The 21,702-nt window shown below is 66.9% G+C and carries 27 protein-coding genes; 14 read left to right on the plus strand and 13 right to left on the minus strand.

Features of this window, described 5'->3' with window-relative positions; translation table 11 throughout:
* The first annotated feature begins 18 nt into the window (after window positions 1-18).
* Window positions 19-291, plus strand: coding sequence for a hypothetical protein (locus AC1ROX_RS06900; protein WP_493123770.1), 273 nt, complete (start codon window positions 19-21; stop codon window positions 289-291).
* A 9-nt stretch (window positions 292-300) separates the two neighbouring features.
* On the opposite strand, the gene AC1ROX_RS06905 is transcribed toward AC1ROX_RS06900, so the two are convergent.
* Genes AC1ROX_RS06905 through AC1ROX_RS06915 form a run of 3 tightly spaced genes read right to left on the minus strand, consistent with a single transcriptional unit; the run spans window position 301 to window position 2,951 of the window.
* The gene (locus AC1ROX_RS06905; RefSeq protein WP_493123772.1) at window positions 301-1,707 is read right to left on the minus strand and encodes an amidase; all 1,407 of its coding nucleotides are present in this window, start codon (window positions 1,705-1,707) and stop codon (window positions 301-303) included.
* 12 nt (window positions 1,708-1,719) lie between these two features.
* Window positions 1,720-2,082 (minus strand): VOC family protein, encoded by a 363-nt coding sequence (locus tag AC1ROX_RS06910; RefSeq protein WP_493123774.1) that lies wholly within the window; start codon window positions 2,080-2,082, stop codon window positions 1,720-1,722.
* On the minus strand, window positions 2,079-2,951 hold the full coding sequence (locus tag AC1ROX_RS06915) for a LysR substrate-binding domain-containing protein (RefSeq protein WP_493123776.1): 873 nt from the start codon (window positions 2,949-2,951) through the stop codon (window positions 2,079-2,081). The genes AC1ROX_RS06910 and AC1ROX_RS06915 overlap by 4 nt, the downstream gene beginning before the upstream one ends.
* 93 nt (window positions 2,952-3,044) lie before the next feature.
* Between AC1ROX_RS06915 and AC1ROX_RS06920 the strand changes: the two genes are divergently transcribed.
* Window positions 3,045-4,118 (plus strand): NAD(P)H-dependent flavin oxidoreductase, encoded by a 1,074-nt coding sequence (locus AC1ROX_RS06920; RefSeq protein WP_493123779.1) that lies wholly within the window; start codon window positions 3,045-3,047, stop codon window positions 4,116-4,118.
* On the opposite strand, the gene AC1ROX_RS06925 is transcribed toward AC1ROX_RS06920, so the two are convergent.
* Window positions 4,099-4,692: a TetR/AcrR family transcriptional regulator gene (locus AC1ROX_RS06925; RefSeq protein WP_493123781.1), complete on the minus strand. Its 594-nt coding sequence runs from the start codon at window positions 4,690-4,692 to the stop codon at window positions 4,099-4,101. The two genes, AC1ROX_RS06920 and AC1ROX_RS06925, sit on opposite strands and share 20 nt — an antisense overlap.
* Window positions 4,693-4,737: 45 nt before the next feature.
* Between AC1ROX_RS06925 and AC1ROX_RS06930 the strand changes: the two genes are divergently transcribed.
* On the plus strand, window positions 4,738-5,205 hold the full coding sequence (locus tag AC1ROX_RS06930; protein ID WP_493123783.1) for a VOC family protein: 468 nt from the start codon (window positions 4,738-4,740) through the stop codon (window positions 5,203-5,205).
* Here the strand turns inward: AC1ROX_RS06930 and cutA are convergent.
* From cutA to AC1ROX_RS06955, 5 genes are read right to left on the minus strand one after another with little or no spacing between them, the layout of a single operon-like run.
* Window positions 5,202-5,516: a divalent-cation tolerance protein CutA gene (gene cutA / locus AC1ROX_RS06935; RefSeq protein ID WP_493123785.1), complete on the minus strand. Its 315-nt coding sequence runs from the start codon at window positions 5,514-5,516 to the stop codon at window positions 5,202-5,204. The genes AC1ROX_RS06930 and cutA overlap by 4 nt on opposite strands.
* Window positions 5,513-6,547, minus strand: coding sequence for a S1C family serine protease (locus AC1ROX_RS06940; RefSeq protein WP_493123787.1), 1,035 nt, complete (start codon window positions 6,545-6,547; stop codon window positions 5,513-5,515). Before AC1ROX_RS06940 ends, cutA begins: the two co-directional genes overlap by 4 nt.
* A gap of 29 nt (window positions 6,548-6,576) precedes the next feature.
* A complete protein-coding gene (locus AC1ROX_RS06945) occupies window positions 6,577-8,007 on the minus strand; it encodes a glutamine synthetase family protein (RefSeq protein WP_493123789.1) in 1,431 nt (476 codons plus the stop codon).
* A gap of 3 nt (window positions 8,008-8,010) precedes the next feature.
* Entirely contained in the window at window positions 8,011-9,342 is a 1,332-nt protein-coding gene (locus AC1ROX_RS06950; RefSeq protein WP_493123791.1) for an aromatic ring-hydroxylating dioxygenase subunit alpha, read from the minus strand.
* Window positions 9,343-9,373: 31 nt separating this feature from the next.
* The gene (locus tag AC1ROX_RS06955; protein ID WP_493123793.1) at window positions 9,374-10,405 is read right to left on the minus strand and encodes a protein kinase family protein; all 1,032 of its coding nucleotides are present in this window, start codon (window positions 10,403-10,405) and stop codon (window positions 9,374-9,376) included.
* Window positions 10,406-10,461: 56 nt separating this feature from the next.
* On the opposite strand from AC1ROX_RS06955, the gene AC1ROX_RS06960 reads away from it, so the two are divergent.
* Genes AC1ROX_RS06960 through AC1ROX_RS06975 form a run of 4 tightly spaced genes read left to right on the plus strand, consistent with a single transcriptional unit; the run spans window position 10,462 to window position 13,690 of the window.
* Entirely contained in the window at window positions 10,462-11,346 is an 885-nt protein-coding gene (locus AC1ROX_RS06960) for an alpha/beta fold hydrolase (RefSeq protein ID WP_493123795.1), read from the plus strand.
* Window positions 11,343-12,362 (plus strand): zinc-binding dehydrogenase, encoded by a 1,020-nt coding sequence (locus AC1ROX_RS06965; protein WP_493123798.1) that lies wholly within the window; start codon window positions 11,343-11,345, stop codon window positions 12,360-12,362. Before AC1ROX_RS06960 ends, AC1ROX_RS06965 begins: the two co-directional genes overlap by 4 nt.
* Window positions 12,363-12,402: 40 nt before the next feature.
* Window positions 12,403-13,017 carry a glutathione S-transferase family protein gene (locus tag AC1ROX_RS06970; protein ID WP_493123800.1) on the plus strand — a complete coding sequence of 205 codons (615 nt, stop codon included), beginning with the start codon at window positions 12,403-12,405 and terminating at the stop codon, window positions 13,015-13,017.
* A gap of 10 nt (window positions 13,018-13,027) precedes the next feature.
* Entirely contained in the window at window positions 13,028-13,690 is a 663-nt protein-coding gene (locus AC1ROX_RS06975; RefSeq protein ID WP_493123802.1) for a hypothetical protein, read from the plus strand.
* On the opposite strand, the gene AC1ROX_RS06980 is transcribed toward AC1ROX_RS06975, so the two are convergent.
* Genes AC1ROX_RS06980 through AC1ROX_RS06990 form a run of 3 tightly spaced genes read right to left on the minus strand, consistent with a single transcriptional unit; the run spans window position 13,662 to window position 16,957 of the window.
* A complete protein-coding gene (locus tag AC1ROX_RS06980; protein ID WP_493123804.1) occupies window positions 13,662-14,402 on the minus strand; it encodes an RluA family pseudouridine synthase in 741 nt (246 codons plus the stop codon). The genes AC1ROX_RS06975 and AC1ROX_RS06980 overlap by 29 nt on opposite strands.
* Window positions 14,387-15,808 (minus strand): amidase, encoded by a 1,422-nt coding sequence (locus AC1ROX_RS06985; RefSeq protein ID WP_493123806.1) that lies wholly within the window; start codon window positions 15,806-15,808, stop codon window positions 14,387-14,389. The genes AC1ROX_RS06980 and AC1ROX_RS06985 overlap by 16 nt, the downstream gene beginning before the upstream one ends.
* Before the next feature lie 12 nt (window positions 15,809-15,820).
* The gene (locus AC1ROX_RS06990) at window positions 15,821-16,957 is read right to left on the minus strand and encodes a fumarylacetoacetate hydrolase family protein (RefSeq protein ID WP_493123808.1); all 1,137 of its coding nucleotides are present in this window, start codon (window positions 16,955-16,957) and stop codon (window positions 15,821-15,823) included.
* A gap of 59 nt (window positions 16,958-17,016) precedes the next feature.
* On the opposite strand from AC1ROX_RS06990, the gene AC1ROX_RS06995 reads away from it, so the two are divergent.
* The 6 genes from AC1ROX_RS06995 to AC1ROX_RS07020 all read left to right on the plus strand — a co-directional run bounded on the left by AC1ROX_RS06995 (window position 17,017) and on the right by AC1ROX_RS07020 (window position 20,571).
* A complete protein-coding gene (locus tag AC1ROX_RS06995; protein WP_493123810.1) occupies window positions 17,017-17,958 on the plus strand; it encodes a dihydrodipicolinate synthase family protein in 942 nt (313 codons plus the stop codon).
* A 100-nt stretch (window positions 17,959-18,058) separates the two neighbouring features.
* Window positions 18,059-18,457: a hypothetical protein gene (locus AC1ROX_RS07000; RefSeq protein ID WP_493123811.1), complete on the plus strand. Its 399-nt coding sequence runs from the start codon at window positions 18,059-18,061 to the stop codon at window positions 18,455-18,457.
* The gene (locus tag AC1ROX_RS07005) at window positions 18,444-18,842 is read left to right on the plus strand and encodes a hypothetical protein (protein ID WP_493123813.1); all 399 of its coding nucleotides are present in this window, start codon (window positions 18,444-18,446) and stop codon (window positions 18,840-18,842) included. Before AC1ROX_RS07000 ends, AC1ROX_RS07005 begins: the two co-directional genes overlap by 14 nt.
* Window positions 18,843-19,031: 189 nt before the next feature.
* Complete coding sequence (locus tag AC1ROX_RS07010; protein ID WP_493123815.1) at window positions 19,032-19,487, plus strand: GNAT family N-acetyltransferase; 456 nt, start codon at window positions 19,032-19,034, stop codon at window positions 19,485-19,487.
* Window positions 19,484-19,960 (plus strand): GNAT family N-acetyltransferase, encoded by a 477-nt coding sequence (locus AC1ROX_RS07015; RefSeq protein ID WP_493123817.1) that lies wholly within the window; start codon window positions 19,484-19,486, stop codon window positions 19,958-19,960. The genes AC1ROX_RS07010 and AC1ROX_RS07015 overlap by 4 nt, the downstream gene beginning before the upstream one ends.
* Before the next feature lie 104 nt (window positions 19,961-20,064).
* Entirely contained in the window at window positions 20,065-20,571 is a 507-nt protein-coding gene (locus AC1ROX_RS07020; RefSeq protein ID WP_493123819.1) for a hypothetical protein, read from the plus strand.
* A 3-nt stretch (window positions 20,572-20,574) separates the two neighbouring features.
* On the opposite strand, the gene AC1ROX_RS07025 is transcribed toward AC1ROX_RS07020, so the two are convergent.
* Window positions 20,575-21,231, minus strand: coding sequence for a glutathione S-transferase family protein (locus tag AC1ROX_RS07025; protein WP_493123821.1), 657 nt, complete (start codon window positions 21,229-21,231; stop codon window positions 20,575-20,577).
* 115 nt (window positions 21,232-21,346) lie between these two features.
* Between AC1ROX_RS07025 and AC1ROX_RS07030 the strand changes: the two genes are divergently transcribed.
* Window positions 21,347-21,700, plus strand: a complete 354-nt coding sequence (locus AC1ROX_RS07030; RefSeq protein ID WP_493123823.1) for a cupin domain-containing protein — start codon at window positions 21,347-21,349, stop codon at window positions 21,698-21,700.
* The last annotated feature ends 2 nt before the right edge of the window (window positions 21,701-21,702 follow it).

A 21,702-nucleotide genomic window follows, 5' to 3' on the forward strand; every position in this document is an offset into this window, starting at 1 on the left:
GGCGCCCATGCTCGACGCATGACAAACCATATCAAATTGCTGATTGCCGGCATGTTCCTGTCGCTGCCGGCAGCAGCCTGGGCGGCCACGGACGACGCGACTTACTGCAAGGCGCTGGCCGTGACGTACGAGACCCTTGTATCGAACCGCGGCGGCGGGCGCGGGCCCATCGTGAGCGGGGTCGAGACTTCCGTGGCCCTGGACCAGTGCAAGAACGGCAATCCCGCCGGCATTCCCGTGCTCGAGCAGAAGCTGCGCGACAGCAAGATCGACCTGCCGTCGCGCAACTGAGGTCGGCTCCTACGCCGCGACGGGATCGATCGGTGTCACGATCCCTTCGGCCGCCTCGATCACCTCGCCGGCGTCCAGGGTGAGGTCCTCGCGGTTGCGCATCGCCATGATCTGGACACCGGTGCGCAGCTTGCCGTGGCTGCCGACCGGCACCGCGAGTCCGGGCAGGCCGAACAGAGGCGCGATCAGGGCGGAGCGCATCGAGTCCAGCACGCCGCGCTGGCCGTCCGGCGTGATGTCGGCCACCTGCTTGGGCGGCAGGTCGCAGAGCGTCGGGAAGATGACCAGCGGCCATTGCTGCATGAAGGTCATCCACTTGAACAGCATCGCCTCGCGCTCCGTCAGGGCCGAGACGTAGGTCGCGAGATCGACCGGCTTGTGGATCGAGAGCCAGGCCTGCATGGCGGCGATGCCGTCGGGATCGCCCATCTTCTGCATGACCGGCCACAGGCCGCCGAACACGTCGGTGACGCAGATCTGGTGCCACAGCTCGACGCAGCGCTCGATGTCGGGCGGCAGCACTTCCTCGACGACGTAGCCCGCGCCCTTGAGATGCTTGCCGGCGAGCCGCACGGCCGCGACCTGGGCGGGATGGCTCTTGCCGCCCGGCACCTCGGGCACGATCGCGACCTTGATCGGCCGCGCCGGCGGGTTGCCCCGCATCGGCACGTCGTTCCAGCGCCAGTCGCGCCGGTCGCCCCGCGCCATCACTTCGAGGGCGAGACGGGCGTCGCGCACCGTGCGGGTATGCGGGCCCTGCGTCGCCATCAGGATGGCGCCGATGGGGCGGCCCGAGGCGACGCCGGTCGGATTGAAGGAGGGGACGCGGGCGAAGCCGGTGCGCAGGCCGACCACGCCGTTGCAATAGGCGGGGATGCGCACCGAGCCGCCGATATCGTTGCCGTGGGCGATGGCGCCGATGCCGGTCGCCGTTGCGGCGCCCGCGCCGCCGCTCGACCCGCCCGGCGTCACGCTGGGATCGCGCGGATTGAGCGTGCGGCCGTGCAGGGCATTGTCGGAGAAGATGCGCATCGAGAAGGCGGGCGCATTGGTGCGGCCCACGATGATCGCGCCGGCATGCTTCAGGTTGGCGACGACGGGGCTGTCCTCCTGCGCGATCAGGTCCTTCAGCGGAATGACGCCGTTGTCGGTCGGCAGGCCGGCTTGGTCGACGTTGATCTTGGTCGTGACCGGCACGCCGTGCAGCGGCGGCAGGGCATGGCCACGCGCGCGGGCGGCGTCGGCCGTCTCGGCCTCGGCGCGGGCTTCGCTTTCCAGCACGCGCACCACGGCGTTGATGGCGGGATTGACCTTGTGCAGCCGGCCGAGGACGGAATCGACCGCCTCCCGCGCCGATGCCTGTCCGGTCCGGATCAATCGCGCCAGGTCGGTCGCGTCGTACTGCCAAAGCTCCATGCTACCCCTCGATCAACTCGTTTTCAGTTCCGTGGCGAAGAAGATCATGTTGCCGTCGATATCTGCAATGCCGAAGTCACGCAGCCCGTAATCCTGGTCCTTTGGCGCGTTGAGGATCTTCGCGCCTCGACGCACGAGATCGGCATGCACGGCGTCGACATCGTCGACATAGATGCTCACGGCAGCGTGGCCGGGAGGACGCGGCGCCTGCGCGGCGGCGATCAGGTGCAGGGAGACTTCGCCAGAGCACAGGCCGACATAGAAGGTCGGCGTGCCGTATTCGAAGGCGACGTCGAAACCGACGCAGTCACGGTAGTAGGCGAGGCTCGCCTTGGCGTCCTTGACGGTGAAGATCGTGGTGCTGCCGCGCATCATTTCGGTGGCCCCTTGGTCACGTGTTTCTGGAAGGCCAGCAGGGCGCTGGAGGGAAGCCTGTCGCGGCGGCGGACGAAGACAGTCTGTACCCGCGCCTCCGTGGCCGGCAAGCGATGCGCCCGGATCTGCCCGCCGCGCCATGCGGGGCCAATCAGGGCGCGCGGCATCAGCGTGATGCCGAGCCCGGCCGCGACGGCGCCCAGGATCGCTTCCAAGGTGCCGAACTCCAGCCGGCGCAGGCCCACGACACCGCGCCGCGCCAGCACCTCCTCCAGCCGTTGCCGGTAGGAACAGCCGGCTCGCAGGATGACGAGGCGCAGGTCGGGCCGTTGCAACACCGCCGCCAGGGATGACTCGGTGGGGGCACTGAGCAGGGCCAGTTCCTCGCTGAAGGCCGCCACCGCAACGAGCTGCGGATGCACGACCGGTCCACAGACGAAGGCGCCCTCCAGCTCGCGATCCAGCACGCGTTCGACCATTTCCGCCGTCGTGCCGGTGCGCAGGACGAAGTCGACACCGGGATGCGCCTGTACATAGGAGGCGAGAAGGGGAGAGAGCCGCAGCGCCGCCGTTGTCTCCAGCGAGCCGACGGTGAGGGTGCCGCGCGGTGCGCCGTCGTCCCGGGCGGCGCGGCCGGCCTCGTCGAGCAGCGCGTCGACGCGGGTGGCGTAGGGCATCAGCCGCTCGCCGGCCGGCGTCAGGCGGGCACCGGCCCGGCTGCGCTCGAACAGCGAGACGCCCAGCGCCTCCTCGAGCCGCCGCACGCGCTGCGTGACGTTCGATTGGACGGTGTTGAGCTCGCGCGCGGCGCGACCCATGCCGCCCAGGCGCGCGACGGCCTCGAAAGTGGCCAGATCCTTGGCATCCATGGCATCAGATTATCTGATGAGAGCGATCTGTTTAAATCGCTATTTGAGATACCTGCAGATGCCTAGACTGCGGACGCAACAAGGAGAACAGCCATGAAATGGCAGGACCGCCGCCTTCTCGACCTCTTCGGCATCGAGCATCCCATCCTCCAGGCGCCGATGGCCGGCGTGACCTCGCCGCAGATGGCGATCGCAACCTCGGAAGCGGGGGCGCTGGGATCCATCGCCGGCGCGATGCTGACCCTGGATGGCCTGCGGCAGGAATTCCAGATGGTGAAGCAGGGGACGGCCCGGCCGTTCAACGTGAACTTCTTCGTGCACAAGCCGCCGACCGTCGATGCAGCGCGCGACACTGCGTGGCGCAAGAAGCTCGCCGGCTACTATGAAGAACTGGGCGTGGCGCCCGGCACAAAGGGGCCGTCGCGCGCCGCCTTCGACGCCGCCGGCTGTGACCTCGTGCTGGAGTTCATGCCCAAGGTCGCGAGCTTCCATTTCGGCCTGCCCGACAAGACGCTGATGCAGCGCCTCAAGACGGCAGGCATCCTGGTCATCGCCTCGGCGACGACGGCCGAGGAGGCGCGCTGGCTGGAAGGCGAGGGCGTCGATGCCGTCATCGCGCAGGGCGCCGAGGCCGGTGGCCATCGCGGCATGTTCCTGGTGGACGACATTTCGCGCCAGGCAGGGACGATGGCACTGGTTCCCCAGGTCGTGGATGCGGTGAAGGTACCGGTGATCGCCGCCGGCGGCATCGGCGACGGCCGCGGCATCGCTGCCGCACTGGCTCTTGGGGCTGCGGGTGCTCAGATCGGCACCGCGTTCATGCTGGCGCCGGAAGCGCGGACGGGCGCGCTGCACCGCGCCGCGCTCAAGAAGGCCAACGACAACAGCACCACGCTCACCAACGTGTTCACCGGTCGCCCGGCGCGCGGCATCGTGAACCGCATCGTGCGCGAGGTCGGGCCGATGAGCCCCGACGCTCCGGCCTTTCCGCTGACTGCGGAGGCGACTCAGCCGCTCCGTGGTCCCGCCGAGGCCAAGGGTTCGACGGACTTCACGCCGCTGTGGAGCGGACAGGCGCCGACCCTGGCGCGCGAGATGCCGGCCGGCGAACTGGTGAAGGCGATGGTGCGCGAAACCGAGAGCGTTCTCAGTCGCGTACGCGGATGACGGTGTCGAGAAGCTGATCGACGAAGCCGCGCGTGATCGGCGCGTGGCCCATCAGCAGCCGATAGAAGAGGGGACCGAACACGAGGTCGAGCGTGACCTCCATGTCCTCGGGCGGCGCGATCGCCTTGTCGGCGATGCAGCGTTCCAGCAGCGCGCGCGTGGCATCGCGGTTGCGGGCGATGAATTCGTTGCGGAACGCCTTCGCAAGCTCGGTCTCGGACTGGGCCGCCGCGACCATGGCGGCAACGCTGCGGCCGGCGGGGGCCGCGAAGGCGTCGGCCAGCGCATGAAGCTGGGCACGCAGGGCTGCGAGGGCCGTTCTCGGTGACCTCGCGGCGTCGGCCGCGCCCGTCGTCTCCAGGAAGGCAGCCATCGCCACGGCAGGCGCGTTCGGCCAATAGCGATAGATCGTCGGGCGGCTGACGCCGGCCTTTTGCGAGATGGCTTCGATGGTGACGGCGGTCAGGCCGCCGCGTTCGAGCAGCGCGCGAGCCGCAACGAGGATCGCGGCGCGGGTCCGTGGATCGCGCGGTCGGCCGCGCACCGGTGAGGCAGAGGAGGCTTGACGGGGCATCTATTAACGTTACGATACGTAACGTAATATAACACAGGTGATGCCATGACCGCAAAGACCGCGACTTCGGGTCAGACCGTGCAGGCCCACATGACGGTGCACGACGCCAAGGCGGCGATCGATTTCTACGTGAAGGCGTTTGGCGCCGTGGAACTGTTCCGGCTGGTCGAGCCGGCGGGCCGCGTCGGCCATGCCGAGATCAGGATCTGCGATACGGTCCTGATGATGAACGACGAGTACCCCGATTTCGGCGCCCGCAGTCCCGGCTCGATCGGCGGCTCGCCCGTGGCGTTCCGGATCCAGGTTCCCGACGCCGACAAGGCCGTCCAGCGCGCCTTGGACACGGGCGCCACCTTGGTACGGCCCGTTCAGGACCAGTTCTATGGCGACCGAACCGGTATGGTGGCCTGTCCGTTCGGCTACCGGTGGTCCCTCGCCGCCGTGAAAGAAGTGCTGAGCCCGGACGAACTGCAGAAGCGCTGGACGAAGATGCTCGAGGGCGGGGAGGTCTAGACCGCCACGCTCTCCTCGATCCAGGCGGCGTAGGCCGGAGCGACGTGCATCATCGGGAAGGCGTGGATCGCCGGCACCTCGTAGGGATGCAGGTCGAGGATCGCGCGCTCGACGGCGGAATAGTGTTCGTCGAGCGTCTTGAGCAGCACGCGGTATTCCTTGCCGGTCTCGATCGCGCCTTTCCAGGAATAGACGCTCTCGATGCGCGAGATCTGGGCGCAGGCGACGAGCTTCGCCTCGACCAGTGCGCGCGCGAGCGAACGGGCGTCCTTCCTGTTGGCGACGGTCGTGACGACGGCAATGGCGGTCATGTCTCGCGTTCCCCGGTCCGTTCGACCGGCATCACGGTGATGCGGCGCAGGGCGGCGCCGGCGATGACGGTCAGAACCGTCTCGATACCGATGCGCGCGCCGCTCAGCAATCGCACCAGATCGTCGGCGCCCGTGACCGGCTGTCCGTCGAGCGCGATCACGATGTTGCCGGTCTCCAGGCCGGCCTTGGCGGCGGGGCCACTCGCCTCGACCGCGTCGAGCGCGACGCCGCGCGCCTGGGCGAGGCCCAGTGCCAGAGCGAGCCGGCGCGGCAGCACGACCGTCTGGCCGGAGACGCCGATGAAGGCGCGCGGCACGCGCCCGTGACGCACGATCTCGCTCACGACATGGCTGGCGGTGTTGCTGGCCACGGCGAAGCAGATGCCCTGGGCGCCTGCGATCACGGCGGTGTTGATGCCGATCACCTCGCCGCGCGAGGAGACCAGCGGGCCGCCGGAATTGCCGGGATTGAGCGCAGCGTCGGTCTGGATGACGTCGTCGATCAGCCGGCCGGTCTGGGCACGCAGCGAGCGGCCGAGGGCCGAGACGACGCCGGCCGTCACCGTGGATTCGAAGCCCAGCGGGTTGCCGATCGCCACCACGAGCTGGCCGCGCTTCAGCTCCTTGGAATTGCCCAGCCGCGCGGCCGGCAACGAGACGTCGTCGATGATGCGCAGCAGGGCGAGGTCGGTGTGCGGGTCATTGCCCATGACCCGCGCCTTCACGGTGCGCGCATCGGCCAGCGCCAGGCGCACGGACGAGGCGCCCTGAACAACATGGCTATTGGTCAGCACCAGCCCGTCCGGCGAGATCACGACGCCCGAGCCGGTGCCGCCGCGGCGGCGGGACTCGGGATCGGCCGGCGTCTCGACCCGGACGACGGAGGGGCCGACGAGGTCGACGACATCGACGACGGCCCGCGAATAGGCGTCGAACAGGGGCGCTTCATCGGTGGTGGTTTCGAGCGGGATACCAGGTATCTCCGCGTCGCGGCGCTCGTCATCGACGAGCAGGGGATCGAAGTCGAACATGCCCGCTATATGGGGAGCGGACCGGATTTCTAGAACAGGGAGAAATACTCCCGCTGCTCCCAGTCGCTGACCTCGAGCTCGAACCGGTCGATCTCAGCTTGCTTGAGGCGGAGGTAGTAGTCGACGAAGAAGTCGCCCAGCCCGGCGCGCAGGGCCTTGCTGTCCTTCAGGGCCGCCAGCGCCTCGCCGAGCGACCGCGGGAGCAGCGGCGCCTTGGCCTCGTAGGGCGTGTCGGCCGACGGTCCGGGGTCGAGCTTCCGCTCCAGCCCGTCGAGGCCGCAGACGATCTGGCTCGCCATGTAGAGGTAGGGATTGGCGGCCGGCTCGCCGATGCGGTTTTCCAGGTGCGTCGCGGGATCGCCGGGGCCGCCCAGCACGCGCACCATGACGCCGCGATTGTCGCGGCCCCAGATGGCGCGGTCGGGCGCCAGCGAGAAGGGGCGGTAGCGCTTGTAGCCGTTGAGCGTCGGCGTGCTGAAGGCGGCCGCGGCGCGGGCGTGCTCGAGCAGGCCGGCCATGTAATGGCGGCCGGCCGCCGATAGCGGCTCGCTGGCATCGACGAAGGCGTTGGCGTGGCTCTTCCGGTCGGTCAGCGACTGGTGCAGGTGCCAGCCGCTCGACATCACGTTGGCGAGCTTGGGCCGGCACATGAACGAGGCGTGGAAGCCGTTCCGTTGGGCGATCTGCTTGGTGGCGCTGCGGAACAGCACCATCGTGTCGGCGGGATCGAGGCAGGTGCCGGTGCGGAAGGTGAACTCGACCTGGCTCGGTCCGTATTCGACTTCCAGCGAGCGCAGCGGCAGGCCGAGATCGACGAGGTTGGTGCGCAGGATCTCCAGGATCGGATCCATTTCGTCGTAGCGCTGCTCGGTCAGGTACTGATAGCCCTGGTTCAGCAGCGACACCTCGGGCGGCTCGCCCGGCTGGCCGGCATCGCCGGTGCCGAGCTTGGCCTTCTCGAGCTTGAACAGATGGAATTCGACTTCGAGGCCGGCGCAGAAATCGTAACCGCGATCGGCCAGCGCCCCGAGCGTCCTGCGCAGCACCTGGCGCGTGCAGAGCGGCATCGGCCGGCCGTCGGCGAAGTAGATGTCGCACAGCATCCAGCCGGAATGTGGCGCCCAGGGGAGGGCCCGGAAGGTCGCGGGATCGGGCAGCATGACCACGTCCGCGGCACCTTCGAGTTCCTTCATGCCGAAGCCGCCGCCAGGCTGCCAGACGGGGAACACAGTGCGGTGCGACGTGTCCTTCAGCAGCATCGTAGTCGTGAAGCCGACGCCGTTCTTCAGGGCCGCGTCCACTTCGGAGGCGACCAGTGTCTTGCCGCGCAGGATGCCGTGCTGGTCGGCGAAGGCCAGTCGCACGACGGACATTTCGCCCGCCTTCATGCGCCGCTCGGCCTCGCGCGTCGCGGCCTTGCGGTCCTCGGTCCAGAGGCCCGCGCGCTCGACCAGCGTCATCGGCTACGCGACCAGCGGCGGGATGGTGTCGGCCGCCCAACTGGAAGAGCGGCGGCGGCGAACGTCGACATCCTTCCAATAGGCTTCCCAGCCCTCGGTCGGACCCATCCCGTCGATCGCGACAGGACCGCGGATCGCGGCGGCGCGCTGGCGGTCGAGCCACATGATCGGACGCTGGCCGTTGTCGACCTGGCCGATGGCGGACAGCAGCATGCGGCGGTAGGCGACGATCGCCTTGTCGGTCGTGCCGAGATGCTCGCGCGTGCGGTCCTGGATGCGGCCCTGGCTCTCGACGGCCCACTGGTCGTGGACGTTGATGTCGAAGCCCATGCCGGTGAAGGTCTGGTTCTTCTGTTCCGTGACGTTGTAGCCATAGTCGTTATGTCGGCCGATCAACGGGCGGTAGTCGGGAAGCTGGTAGAGCTTCAGCCGCTGCTCGCGCATTGCGGCATGGTCGACCGGCTTACCGAAGCTGGTGAAGATCGCGTACCAGTAGCAGCTCGTATCGTCGATCGGCACATGCCACTGCGTGATCGTCATCTCCGCGCTCATCGGAATCACGAAGGCGTAGGGGAAGACAAGGTTGGTCACGCGCACATGCGTGTGCTGCTCGTTCAGTTTGCGCAGCGCGAAGAGGCGCAGGCCGTAGTCGGTGGCTTCGACGTCGAGCTTCGGCCGCGGGAAGTCGCGCAGCAGGCGCGTCATCGGGATTTCGGAATCGGCGGAGGCGGAGCGGAACTGCTTGCCGTAGGCAGCACCTGTATCCTCGTCCTCGTAGAAGCGGTGCAGGTAGGAGGCGTGCGCGGGATCGATGCCGACCTCCAGCGCCTGCAGCCAGTTGCACTCGATCAGGCCCTTGAAGGCGAAGGCATGCGTGCCGGGCGCCAGGAAGCAGTCAAAGTCGGGGAAAGCAGGCGCCTCTCCCTCGCCGAGATAGGAGAAAACGATGCCGTTCTTCACGACGACCGGATAGGAGCGCTGGCGCACCCTCTGGCAGAGCACGCTGCCTTCCGGCTCGGCCGGAGTCTCCAGGCACTTGCCGTCGACATCGAACAGCCAGCCATGGAACAGGCAGCGCAGGCCGCCGTCTTCGAGGCGACCGAAGGCGAGGTCGGCGCCACGATGCGGGCAGTCGCGGTCGAGCAGACCGTGTCGGCCACGCTCGTCGCGGAACAGCACGAAATCCTGTCCCAGCACGCGCACCGGCTTGGCCGGCCGCTCGGCGGGCAGTTCGTCGGCGAGGGCCACGGGATGCCAGTAGTGGCGCATCAGCGCGCCGCACTTGGTGCCCGGACCGACGCGGGTCATCAGCTCGTTCTGCTCGGGACTCATCATGCGCAAAGTCTCGCGCAAATGCCCTTATCTGTCACGCGGACAGCAGCGCGCGGCAGTCGAGATCGTCGGCGGCGAGATGAATCCGCTCGAGATGGTTCCACCAGATCACGGGGGGAATCCCGGCGGACTGCATCCAGATCGGCCGGGTGGTCGCCCAGAGGACGGACAATCGATAATCGTCCTGCAGCGAGGACCGGTCGTAACCCGTCACGCCGCGGTCGATCAGCTCGGCATGGTAGCAGTCGAGCAGACGGCGCTCCGCCCGCTGGCGCAGGTCGGGATACCAGTGCATCGCCATCATGTAGGCGAGGTCCTCCGCGCCGACGGTGGATCGCCAGGAATCCCAGTCGAACAGCCTCGCAGTGTCCGATGAGCTACGAGGCAGGAAGCAGTTCCAGGTATGAGAGTCGCCCTGTACGAGTGTCACGTTGCGACGGGTGCGGTAGCGCTGGAGCAGACGGGGCGCCTGGTCGAACAGCCGATCATAGAAAGCGCGCCGCTCCGCTGACAGGCGGTCACCCAGCAGGTCGGCGAACTTCGCGTAAGCCCTGGTGAGGTTTTTCAGCCAGTCCTCGACAGCCTTCGGTGTCACGCCTAGGCGAGGGTCGTCCCACCAGGCAGCCTGGAAACGCGCATGGACGCGAACGATCGCCTCGCTCTGCTCGATGGTCGGCGGCAGCGGCCATTGTGTGGCAATCATGTGCGAGTCGGTCAGGTCTTCGAGCAGCAGATGCCACGCGCCGGTTGCCATATCATGATGCGCCTCGAAGCAGCGGAGCAGCAGGCCCGCGGGTGTTGCCGGGGCGACGTCGGTATAGAAGGCGACTTCCTTGCGGCCGCTTTCCCAACCGGCGCCAGGACGGTTCGGCAGGTCCGTCTTGAAAATGATCGACCCTGGCGCGTCGGTGGCTTCCCCTTCATAGGTGAGGCGCAGCCGCTGAACCAGGGACAGCAGGGTGGGGAATGGCTTGTCGATTTCGACGGCAGAGACGCGGCCGCCGCCCAGAACGCCACTCCGGCGAAGCACCTCAGTGAGGTGCTCGGCGCTGGCGGCCTGGGGCATTGGGAGCGTCATTGTCCTCCATTGTGCCGGAGCGACCGCAGCCGGTAAATTGCGGCATGAACACATTGAACGGCATGCCCGGTCCCACCTCCCGGGTCTTCTTCTCACAGCGTCTGCGTTTGCATTACATCGATTGGGGCAATCCCGAAGCGCCGCCGCTTCTGCTCGTCCATGGCGGCCGCGATCACTGCAGGAACTGGGACTGGGTCGCTCAGGCGCTGCGCAAGGACTGGCACATCATCTGCCCGGACCTGCGCGGGCACGGCGACAGCCAGTGGTCGCCGGACGGCAACTACTCGATGGCCGCCTACATCTACGATCTGGCCCAGCTCATCCATCAACAGAACCTGGCACCGGTGACGATCGTGGCGCATTCGCTGGGCGGCAACATCTGCCTGCGTTACACCGGTATCCATCCCGACAAGGTGCGCAAACTGGTCGCGATCGAAGGCCTCGGGCCGTCGCCCAAGGTCATCGCCGAGCGCGGTGGCAAGCCGATGAGCGAGCGCATGACCGACTGGATCGACGAGCAGCGCAAACTGTCGGCCCGTGCGCCGCGCAAGTACCCAACCATCGAGGATGCCTTCAAGCGCATGCAGGAGGAGAACAAGCATCTCTCCGCCGCGCAGGCGCGACACCTGACCGAGCAGGGCGTCAACCAGAACGAGGACGGCACCTATAGCTGGAAGTTCGACAACTATGTGAGGGTCAACCAGCCGTACGACATGAGCTATCCCGAGATCGAGACGCTGTGGTCGCAGATCACCTGCCCGACCCTGCTGGTCTACGGCAAGGAGAGCTGGGCCTCGAACCCGGAGAAGGACGGCCGCATCAAGCATTTCAAGACCGCCGAGGTCGTGGAGTTCGAGCGCGCCGGCCACTGGGTGCAGCATGACCGTCTCGACGACTTCGTCGCCACCACACGGGAGTTCATCAAATGAAGGCAGCCGTTCTCCGCGGCGGCGACATCGTCGTCGCCGACGTCCCGGCGCCCGTGCCGGCGGCGGGGCAGGTGCTGGTCAGGACGCTGTGCTGCGGCATCTGCGGCTCGGACCTGCACTATGCCAGGCACGCGCCGCACATGGTCGAGCTGTCCAAGCGCATTCCCGGACGCCAGCCGCTCGACCTGTCGCGCGACGTCGTGTTCGGCCATGAGTTCTGCGGCGAGGTGCTGGACTATGGCCCCGGCACCGAACGCAAGCTGAAGCCCGGCGCGCTGGTCTGCTCGATGCCGGTGATCCCACAGGCGGACGGCCATCGCACGGTCGGCTACTCCAACGACTTTCCCGGTGGCTATGGCGAGCAGATGGTGCTGGCCGCACCGCTGTTGCTCGAAGTGCCCAACGGCCTGTCGGCCGATCATGCGGCACTCACCGAGCCCCTCGCGGTCGGTATCCACGCTGTCGAGAAGGCGGCGCTGCAGGAGAATGACGCGCCGCTGGTCGTGGGCTGCGGGCCGGTCGGCCTCGCGGCCATCGTCGGCCTGCGGCTGAAGGGCATCCATCCGATCATCGCGGCGGACTTCTCTCCGAAGCGGCGCGAGCTGGCGGCAAAGATGGGCGCCGACATCGTGATCGATCCCAAGGTCGAATCGCCCTATGCGAAGCTCGCGCCCGGCAAGCGCGCCGTGATCTTCGAATGCGTCGGCGTGCCGGGCCTGCTGCAGCAGGTCTTCGAGGCAGCACCGCGCGACGCACGCATCGTCGTGGCGGGTGTCTGCATGGAACCGGACCGCATCGAACCGCTGTTCGGAATCGTGAAGGAACTCTCCATCCAGTTCGTGCTGGGCTACACGCCGGAGGAATTCGCGCGCTGCCTTCGCCTGCTGGCCGAAGGCCAGGTCGAGGCCGATGCGCTGATCACCGGCAAGGTCGGGTTGGCCGAAGTGAAGGGTGCGTTCGTGGAGCTGGGCAATCCCGAAAACCACACCAAGATTCTCGTGGAGCCGTGGCGCTGACTTTGATAGCGCTTCAGGTCTTCACGGGAGGAAATGAAAGATGAAGTTCTATAATTCGATCGGCCCCAACCCGCAGATGGTTCGCATCTTCATGGCCGAGAAGGGCTTCGACGTGCCGCGGGTCGAGGTCGACCTGCGCGGCGGCGAGAACCGGCGCGAGCCCTATCTCAAGGTCAATCCGTCGGGCCAATGCCCCGCGCTCGAACTCGACGACGGCACGGTCATCGCCGAGATCACTGCGATCTGCGAGTATGTCGACGAGGCGAAGAAGGACACGCCGTCGCTGATCGGCGACACGCCGGAGGAGCGCGCGAAGACCCGCATGTGGGTGCGCCGCATCGACCTCAACATTCTCGAACCGGCGCTCAACGGCTACCGCTTCTCGCAGGGGCTCAAGTTCTTCCAGGATCGCGTCCACTGCATTCCGGAAGCCGCGGATGGCCTGAAGGAGACGGCGAAGAAGAAGCTGGCCTGGCTCGACGGGCTGCTGGGCTCGAAGCCGTTCATTGCCGGCGACAAGCTCACCATGGCCGACATCCAGCTCTATCCTTTCCTCGAATTCCTGGCCAAGGTCGGCCAGCCGCTCGATCCGGCGAACAAGAACCTGACCGCGTGGATGGAGCGCATGAAGGCCCGCCCGAGCGTGTCGGCCTGATCGGACGCGCGTGAAGGACTGGACCCTCGCGGCGGCCCTCAACAACGCACGCTGGTGCGACGCGGTCTGCCGCGCGCACGGCCATGCCGGCCGCATGCTGCCGCACATATGGGTCAATGCCTCGACGGTGCCGCGTTTCTATCCGAACGCGGTCACCCTGGCGGTCGGCGACGCCGCGCTGGAAGAGCAGCGGACCACCGTCGAGATCCTGCAGAAGTCGAACCTGCCGGGGCGCTGGTCGGTGAAGGACAGTTTCAACACGCTCGACCTGTCGCGCCGCGGTTTCGACCTGCTGTTCGATGCGCAGTGGATCCGTGGCGGCATGCCGGCCGCGGGACCGGAAACGGACATCGTCTGGCAGCGTGAGGAGAAGGGCACCGAGAAGTGGCCGTTCGACGATCCGGGCTTCGCGATGTTCAAGGGGCGGCGGGGCTTCAAGGTCGTGGCGGGCTTCATGCTTTACCGCGCCGAGGATGTGGTCGGTGTTTCGAATGTCGTCGCCGAAACGGCCGATGCAGCAGCCGTATGGCGCTCGCTGACCCTGCTGTCGGCGCAGACGTTCCCGCGCCTGCCGTTGGTCGGCTACGAGTCCGGCCGCGAACTCCAGGCCGCGGTGGATGCCGGCTTCGAGGCCGGCGACACGCTCAGGGTGTGGGTGACGGCTCGGGATTGAAGCCGCAGGCCTTCAAGGCCGCCAGCATATGCGCGGGTGGCGGCGCAGTGACGACGACCGGCGGCTTGCTCTTGGACAGCGGCAGGACGATGCCGTGCGACTGCAGGTGAAGCTGGTTGTTCGGCTCGGCCCGGCCATAGAGCCGGTCGGCGATCACCGGGCAGCCAGCGGCGGCACAGTGCACGCGGATCTGATGGGTGCGGCCGGTCTCGGGCTTCAGTTCCAGCCACGTCATGCCCCCACCTGACATACCCGCCGCGCGGCCCATCACCTTGTAGCGCGTCACCGAAGGCTGGCCCTTGTCGGAGACCTTTACCGACCAGCCGCTGCGCGTGTTCACCTTCAGCAGCGGCATGTCGAACACGCCTTCGTCGGCCGGTGGCGCGCCTTCGACGACGGCCCAGTAGGTCTTCTCGGTGTCGCGGCCGGAGAACAGTCGCCCGAGCTTGGCCAGTGCCTTGGGATGACGCCCCAGCACCAATACGCCCGCCGTGTCGGCATCCAGCCGGTGGGCGAGCGCCGGCGGACGCGGCAGGCCGTAGCGCAGATCGTCGAAGCATTCTTCCAGATTGGGCGCACCGCTGGGGCCGGCATGCACGGCCAGGCCGGCCGGCTTGTCGATCACCAGGATCAGCCCGTCGCGATGAAGGACGCGCGCCTGGATCTGCTCGGCGGTCAGCGGCGGCGGGCGCCTTCTCAAAGGTCCGGCCATCGGTCGAGCCAGCTCTCGCTCGCCTCGTAGAGGGCCGCCACGCGCAGCACCGAGGCCTCGTCGCGGAAGCGGCCGACGATCTGCAGGCTGATCGGCAGGCCTTCAGAATCGTAGCCGTTGCAGATGCTGAGGGCAGGGTGGCCCGTGATGTTGAACGGCATCGTGTAGGGGAACCAGTTGCGCCGGAGCTCGCCCGCCTCGGCGCCGTCGATGGTGATGGGATCGAACAGGTCCTGGTCGATCGGCAGCGCCGTGCGCGAGGTCGTGGGCGTGACCAGGAAGTCGGCCTTCTCGAACCAGCCCTGGACCATGCGGAAGAGATCGGCGCGCTGGAACATGGCGCGCTGATAGTCGGCGCCCGACCAGTCCGCCGCCTCGGCCACCTGACGCACCAGCGAGGGCGTCATGCGATTGCCGTCGCGGCGGATCATCTCGTCGAAGCGCGCCTTCCACGTGGTGTGGTTGATCACCTTCCAGGCCGTTCCCATGTCGGGCAGCGCATCGGTGAGTTCGACCAGCTCGGCGCCCAACTCGCGCAGCCGCACGAGCGACGTCTCGAAAGCGGCGCGCACGTCCTTGGCGACCATCGTGTTGCCCAAGGTGGCGCTGTAGAGGATGCGCTTGCCCTTGAGATCGCCCTCGGCGCGAGCCGCGGTGAGATAGTCCTTCGGCTCGACGCCGATCGACCACGGGTCGGAGGGATGCGGTCCGGCCATGGCCTGCAGCATAAAGGCCGTGTCCATCACCGTGCGGGTCATCGGCGTCACATAGGTGTAGTTGCCGAAGGCGTCGGCCACCTGGCTGTGAGGGATGACGCCGTTGCTCTGCTTCAAGCCGACCATGCCGTTGATCGCGGCGGGAATGCGGGTCGAGCCGCCGCCGTCGGTCGCGATGCCGATGGGTCCGATGCCGGCTGCGACGGCAACCGCCGCGCCTCCGCTCGATCCACCGGACGTATGATTCGCACTCCAGGCGTTGCGCGTGCGTCCAAACAGCGGCGCGTCGGTCAGCGCCTTGTGCCCGAACTCCGGTGTCGTCGTCTTGCCGAACAGGATGCCGCCGGCTGCCTTCACCCGCGCCGCACAGACCGCGTCTTCCTTCGGCACGTTGTTCTCGTAGAGCAGCGAGCCGAAGGTGGTGCGCACGCCGGCCGTGTTCACGAGATCCTTGGCGGCGAACGGAATGCCGTGCAGCAGGCCGAGTGGCTTGCCCTGCATCACGGCGTCTTCAGCGACCTTTGCCGCCGCGCGAGCCTGTTCGGGTATCAGGGTGATGAAGCAATTCAACACCGGCTGCAGCTTCTCGGCGCGTGCCAGTACGGCGTCGGTCAGTTCGACGGGTGAGACTTTCTTTGTCGCAATCAGTTCGGAAAGGTCGGAAGCGGGCAGGCGGGTAAGGTCGGTCATACTCTTTCCGTATCAACGCAAAAGGCCACGCGCAGCAAGGTTACGCATCAGGGCGCCCGCGCCGAATGTCCACGGCGCGATCTTGTCGCAATGGGCCACCTTGTTGGTGAGGGTGCCGAGCTTGGGCGAGCGGATGGAGACGAGGTCGCCCACCATGTGCGTGAAGCCGGTGCCGCCCGGCTTGCGCGGCTCGGTTGGCGCGAACAGCGTGCCGGTCATCAGCACCATGCCGTCGGGATATTGATGCGCGCTCATGGCCTGCGCCACGAGGTCCGTGGGATCACGGCTGATCCTCGAAAGATCGCTCGATCCGCGCAGGCGGAACTGGTCGGGGCCCGTCACTTCGAGATCGACCTTGGCCTTGCGCACGTCGTCCAGCGAGAAGGTGTCGTCGAACAGGCGGATGAAGGGGCCGAGCGCGCAGGAGGCGTTGTTGTCCTTGGCGATGCCCAGCAGGAGGGCGCTGCGGCCTTCGATGTCGCGCAGGTTCACGTCGTTGCCCAGGGTCGCACCGACGATCTTGCCCTTGGCGCTGACGATCAGTGTCACCTCGGGCTCGGGATTGTTCCAGTCGGAGTCCGGCCGGATGCCGATGTCAGCGCCGTACCCGACGGCGGCCATCGGCGGCGCCTTGGTGAAGATCTCGGCATAGGGACCGATGCCGACCTCGAGGTAGGGCGACCAGGCGCCGCGCGCCATCAGCGTCTTCTTCAGCGCCTCGGCCTCGGGCGAGCCCGGCTTGATGGCGCTCACGTCGGCGCCGATGATCGAGTTCAGCTCGCCGCGCACCTGCTCGGCGCGGGCGGGATCGCCCTTGGCATGCTCCTCGATCAGGCGTTCCAGCAGGCTGACGGCAAAGGTGACGCCGGCGGCCTTGAGCGCCTGCAGGTCGACCGGCGCCAGCAGGTCGCGGACGAGGTCCTGCAGCGCGCCGATGCGTTCGCCGGGCGAATTGCGGGCGAGCGCGGCCGGATCGGGCGCATTGCAGAGGTCCGCCATCGTGGGGACGGTCGAGGACAGGTCGAAAACCCCGTCATTCCGCACGGCCACGACCGCGGGGCCGGCCGGGTTTCCCGCACGCCATACGCGGCCGACCAGGGTGCCGGTCGTGCCGTCCTCGGGCAGAATTTCGCTAAGAGATGGTGACACTGGACGTCTCCGGCGCTTCGTTGCAGAAAAGGCGCGCCATTCCCGGGAGAAATAAGATCATGGCCGCAGCACGGATCAAAGGCGTTCTTTCGCCCGTCGTCACGCCCTTCAAGCGCGACCTGTCGCCCGATGTCGGCCGCTTCATCGCGCACTGCAAGTGGCTGATCAGCCAGGATTGCGGCCTCGCGGTCTTCGGCACCAACTCGGAAGCCAACTCGATGTCGGCCAAGGAGCGCATGAGCCTCCTCGAAGCCGTCGTCGCGTCCGGCGTGCCGACCGAGCGCATGATGCCCGGTACCGGCGCCAGCTCGATCAGCGAGGCGGCCGAGGTCAGCGCGCATGCGGTGAAGCTCGGCGTCGGCGGCGTGCTGATGCTGCCGCCGTTCTACTACAAGGGCGTTCCGGAGGAGGGGCTGTTCCGCTTCTTCTCGGAGGTGGTGCAGCGGGTCGGCGACGACCGCCTGCGCGTCTATCTCTATCACATCCCGCCGGTCTCGGCCGTGCCGATCACGCACAAGCTGGTCGAGCGCCTGATGAAGGCCTACCCGAAGCAGATCGCCGGCATGAAGGATTCGTCCGACGACTGGCCCCACACCAAGAGCATGATCGACGCCTTCGCCAAGGACGGCTTCGACGTCTTCTCCGGCAACGAAAAGCCGATCCTGGAGAACCTCAAGGCGGGCGGCGTCGGCTGCATCAGCGCCACGGCCAACATCAATCCGGGCAAGATCGCCGAGACGATCAAGGCCTACGGCACGCCGGAGGGTGACAAGCTCCAAGCCTGGATCAATGAGGTCCGCGGCGTCATGCAGGGCTACGTCATGATCCCGGCGCTGAAGTACGTGATCGCGCACTACGGCGCCGACCCGCAGTGGAACCCGGTGCGCCCGCCGCTCGTCGAGATCGACGAGAAGACGGGCAAGGACATGATCGAGAAGCTCGACAAGCTCGGCTTCACCATGCCCGGCCTCAAGCAGGCGATGGCTGTCGCGGCGGAGTGACGGCCTGAGGCGACCTCTACTGAGAGTTGTTTATTGACCTTGTAGATCGCCGATCTGCTCTTTAGTCTCCCCGCGTCAAGAACGAGAATGACTTGGGGGAATGATGAGTTTCACGCGTATTTTGCGAGCCGCGCTGGTCATTGGCGCGGCCGCGTCGCTTGGCGCTTGTGCGGACGGATGGGCCACGACGCAGGTGACGCCGACGGCAGCGGCGGCGGGACGGACGGCGACCCCCGTCGACAAAATCCAGATCATCGAAGGCGATGTTACGGACCGGCCGTACAAGTCGCTGGGCGATGTCTCGGCGACCGTCAACAAGACCACGCTCTTCAATGCCGATCCGACGCGGGAGATGGTCAACAACAGATTGAAGGCCGAGGCGGCGAAGCTGGGCGCCGATGCGGTGATCCAGGTCCGCTATGGGACGGTCGGCATGGGAGTGGTCAGCTGGGGCTCGCTGGACGGCAAGGGGCGGGCGATTGCCTATGACCAGCAGTAAGGCGGCCGCGCTGGTTTTCGCATTGGCGTTGGCCGGGTGCGCCCGCAATGCGCCGCAGTTGCCACCCGATCTCAGCCACCTTCCGCCGGAGCAACGCCTTCTCGTCGGCGATCAGGAAAGTGCGGAGGGTAAGCTGACCTGTCCGGAGCTGAAGGAAGAGGCCGTAAAGGCAAATGCCGCCAGCCGCCAGCTTGAGGGAATCATCGCCTCGAACAGGGGGTACAATACGGCGATCATCTATGTGAGCGGCTTCCTGCCGCCCCTGGCGCTTGCCGCACGCACGGATGAGGAAGCGAAGACTTCGCTCGACAGTCTCCAGGTGCGCCGCGACCGCATCGACCGACTGGCCAAGGCAAGGAACTGCGGCGCGATGCCGGCCAATTGACAGACCTGCGACCAGAAGCTTATAAAATACCCATGCGCACGACCCTGTCCCACAACGCTTGGTATTTTACGCCCCTGACATAGGCGGCGCGAAGGGTCATGACTCAACGAAGCCGCCGCATCCCGGCGGCTTTCGTGTTCTAGGATCAGGCCTCCGGGCCGCGGCGGAAACCGCAAACCGGAGGACGATATGTCGATCATCGAAGCAGAAGTTGAACCGCATCAGTTGCCCCTCGCCATCCGCGTGAGGCTGGCGGGGCCGCGCGACATCGAGGATCTCACCGATCTTCTCGACAGTGGCGAGAATGGCCGCGAGCAGGTGCTCACATGGCTCGAAACACCCGGCACGACGCTGCTGGTCGCCCAGAGCGAGATAGGCGTGCTGGCGGTCGCCGTGCTGATGACGCGGCTGGTGCCGCTGGAGGGCGGGAGCGTCCACAAGGTCATCGAAGTCGACAATCTCGTCGTGCGCGCCGACCAGCGCGGCCGCCGCATCGGTCGGCGCCTGCTGGCCGCCGCCGTCGAATGGTCGCGCCAGCGCCGCGCGGTGCAGGTCGAGGCCATGGTGGGCGAGGGCGCGGCCAAGCGTTTCTACGAGAATTTCGGCTTCGCGGTCGCCAACGATCGCCTGGTGCTGGCGGCGTGACCGTATCGGTGCGCCCGGCGCGTCTCGACGACTACGAGACGCTGTGCACCCTGTTCGACGAGCTGGACGAATTCCACCGCCAGGCGCGGCCGGATTTCTTCCGCCCGTTCGACGGTCCGGCGCGTACGCGCGAACAGGTCGAGCGATGGTGCCGCGGTCCCGATACCGCGGTTCTGGTGGCGGAAGGAGATGGCGAGGTTGTGGGACTCGCAGTCCTGCTGACGCGCACCCCGTCGGCGTTTGCCGGCGCCGTACCGCGGCACGTCATCGAGCTCGACAATCTGGTGGTGCGTGCGGATTGGCGTAGCCGACAGGTCGGGCACCGCCTTCTGAAGGCGGTGAGACGATGGTCCTGCGAGCAAGGGGCCACGCACGTCGAGGTTGGAGTCCACAGCTTCAACCGGGACGCCCGGCGATTTTACGAGCGTTTAGGGTTCTTTCCTTCGATCGACCGGCTGGTGCTGGCGGTCTGATTTCCGGGTTTCCGCGATGTGAACAATCGGGTTGCAGGTCGAACAATGTGGTATGGTGAATTTTCTTGCACACGCAGTGCCGGACAAATGTGCAGGAGTAACACGTGGCCAAAAATCACAAGCCCGCGCCCGAGAAAGCACCCGTCGCCGTCAAGCAGACGATGACCAAGCCGGTCTCCAGCTACACCGATTCCAGCCAGCTGCGCACATTGATGGAGAACGCCAAACGGATGGGCCGCGAGGACATCTGGCGTGAGGCGTTCGATCGGCTGTGCTCGCTCGAGGGGGCTGACAAAGAGGATCCGCTGGAGCGGGCCTTCTACGGGACGCTGGCGGCCTACGAACAGCTGCTGACGCAGAAGAACCGCCGTGCCACGCGCGCCAGCCGGACGCGCCTCAAGCTGAAGAGCAAGGGCGTGATCGCTTGCCTGGAGGATTGGGCCAGGAGCAAGGAAGCGCCGGAGTCGTTCGACCTGTTGGTCGCCAACGGCATGGTCGAGCTGACGGGCGAGCAGCTCGTGCTGACCTATCCCGACCGGTTCTCGGCCGAAGCGATCGCGGGCGCCACGGCGCGTCTGGCGACGCTGACGAAGGCGGCGCCCGCGAGCTGATCTCTATGCCGGCTCGGCGTCGCGGTCGGCCCACATCTTCTTGAAGGCCGGACGGGCCTGGCAGGCGGCGAGCCAGGCCTTCACCTTGGGCGCGCCCTCGAACAGGTCCGGGGCGGCCAGGGCGTAGCGCACGATTTCGGCGGCGTTGATGTCGGCCACGGTGAAGCGGTCGCCGACCAGCCAGCCGCTCTCGGCCAGCGCCTTTTCGAGCACGGCGAACGGACCCTTGAGCGCTTCGACGGCGGCGTCGGCCACCTTCGGATCCTTCACGCCACTCGGGTTGCCCAGGCGATGATAGAGGACGTTGATGGCGTGCGGCTCGACCTCGGTTGCCGCCCACAGGGACCACATGGCGAGCTGGCCTTCCTCGGCGATGTTCGCGGCGGCCACGGGGCCTCCGTGCTTGCGGGCGAGGTAGAGGTTGATGGCCAGCGATTCGTGCAGTACCAGCCCGTCATCGTCGATCGAGGGGATGTGGCCGTTGGGATTGACCTTCAGGAACGCGGGCGAGCGCGTGTTGATCGGCGCGTCGGGCGCCAGGGCGTCGGGAAGTCGGTAATGCGGGATCACCGGCACGCTCTTGAACGGGATGCCGAGCTCCTCGGCCAGCCAGATGTTGCGCGACGCGCGCGAGCGGTAGACGCCGTAGATCGTAAGCATTGAAAATCCTGGGTTAGCCAACTGTACTCTTGACGAGGTCGGGCCCGTTCTTAAGGCTTGCCGGGTCCAAGGCACAGTAAAAACCGGACCAGGCTCTCCGGCAGGAGGATCGACGATGTCGGCACCCAGGACACTCGAAGCCGTGAAGGATGCCAGCCACCTCTACGAGGTCGAGCGGCGCGCCTACCATCTGCAGCGGCCGGGCTTCCGCATCGCCGAGCTGCAGCTCTCGCCGACGCAGAAAGTGCCGTGGCACTTCCACAACAATATCAGCGACACGTTCTACGTGGTCGAAGGGACGATGCGTCTTTTTCTGCAGAAGCCCAAGCAGGAAGTGATCCTGAAGCCCGGTGACAATTTTGTGGCCGTCGCGGGGAGGCCGCATCTCGTGACCAACGGCGGCGACGTGTCGCTCACCTTCCTGATCATGCAGGGCGTGGGTGAGTACGATTACGTTCCGCTGGTTTGATG

The sequence above is a fragment of the Reyranella sp. GW821-FHT14A01 genome, assembly GCF_058803965.1.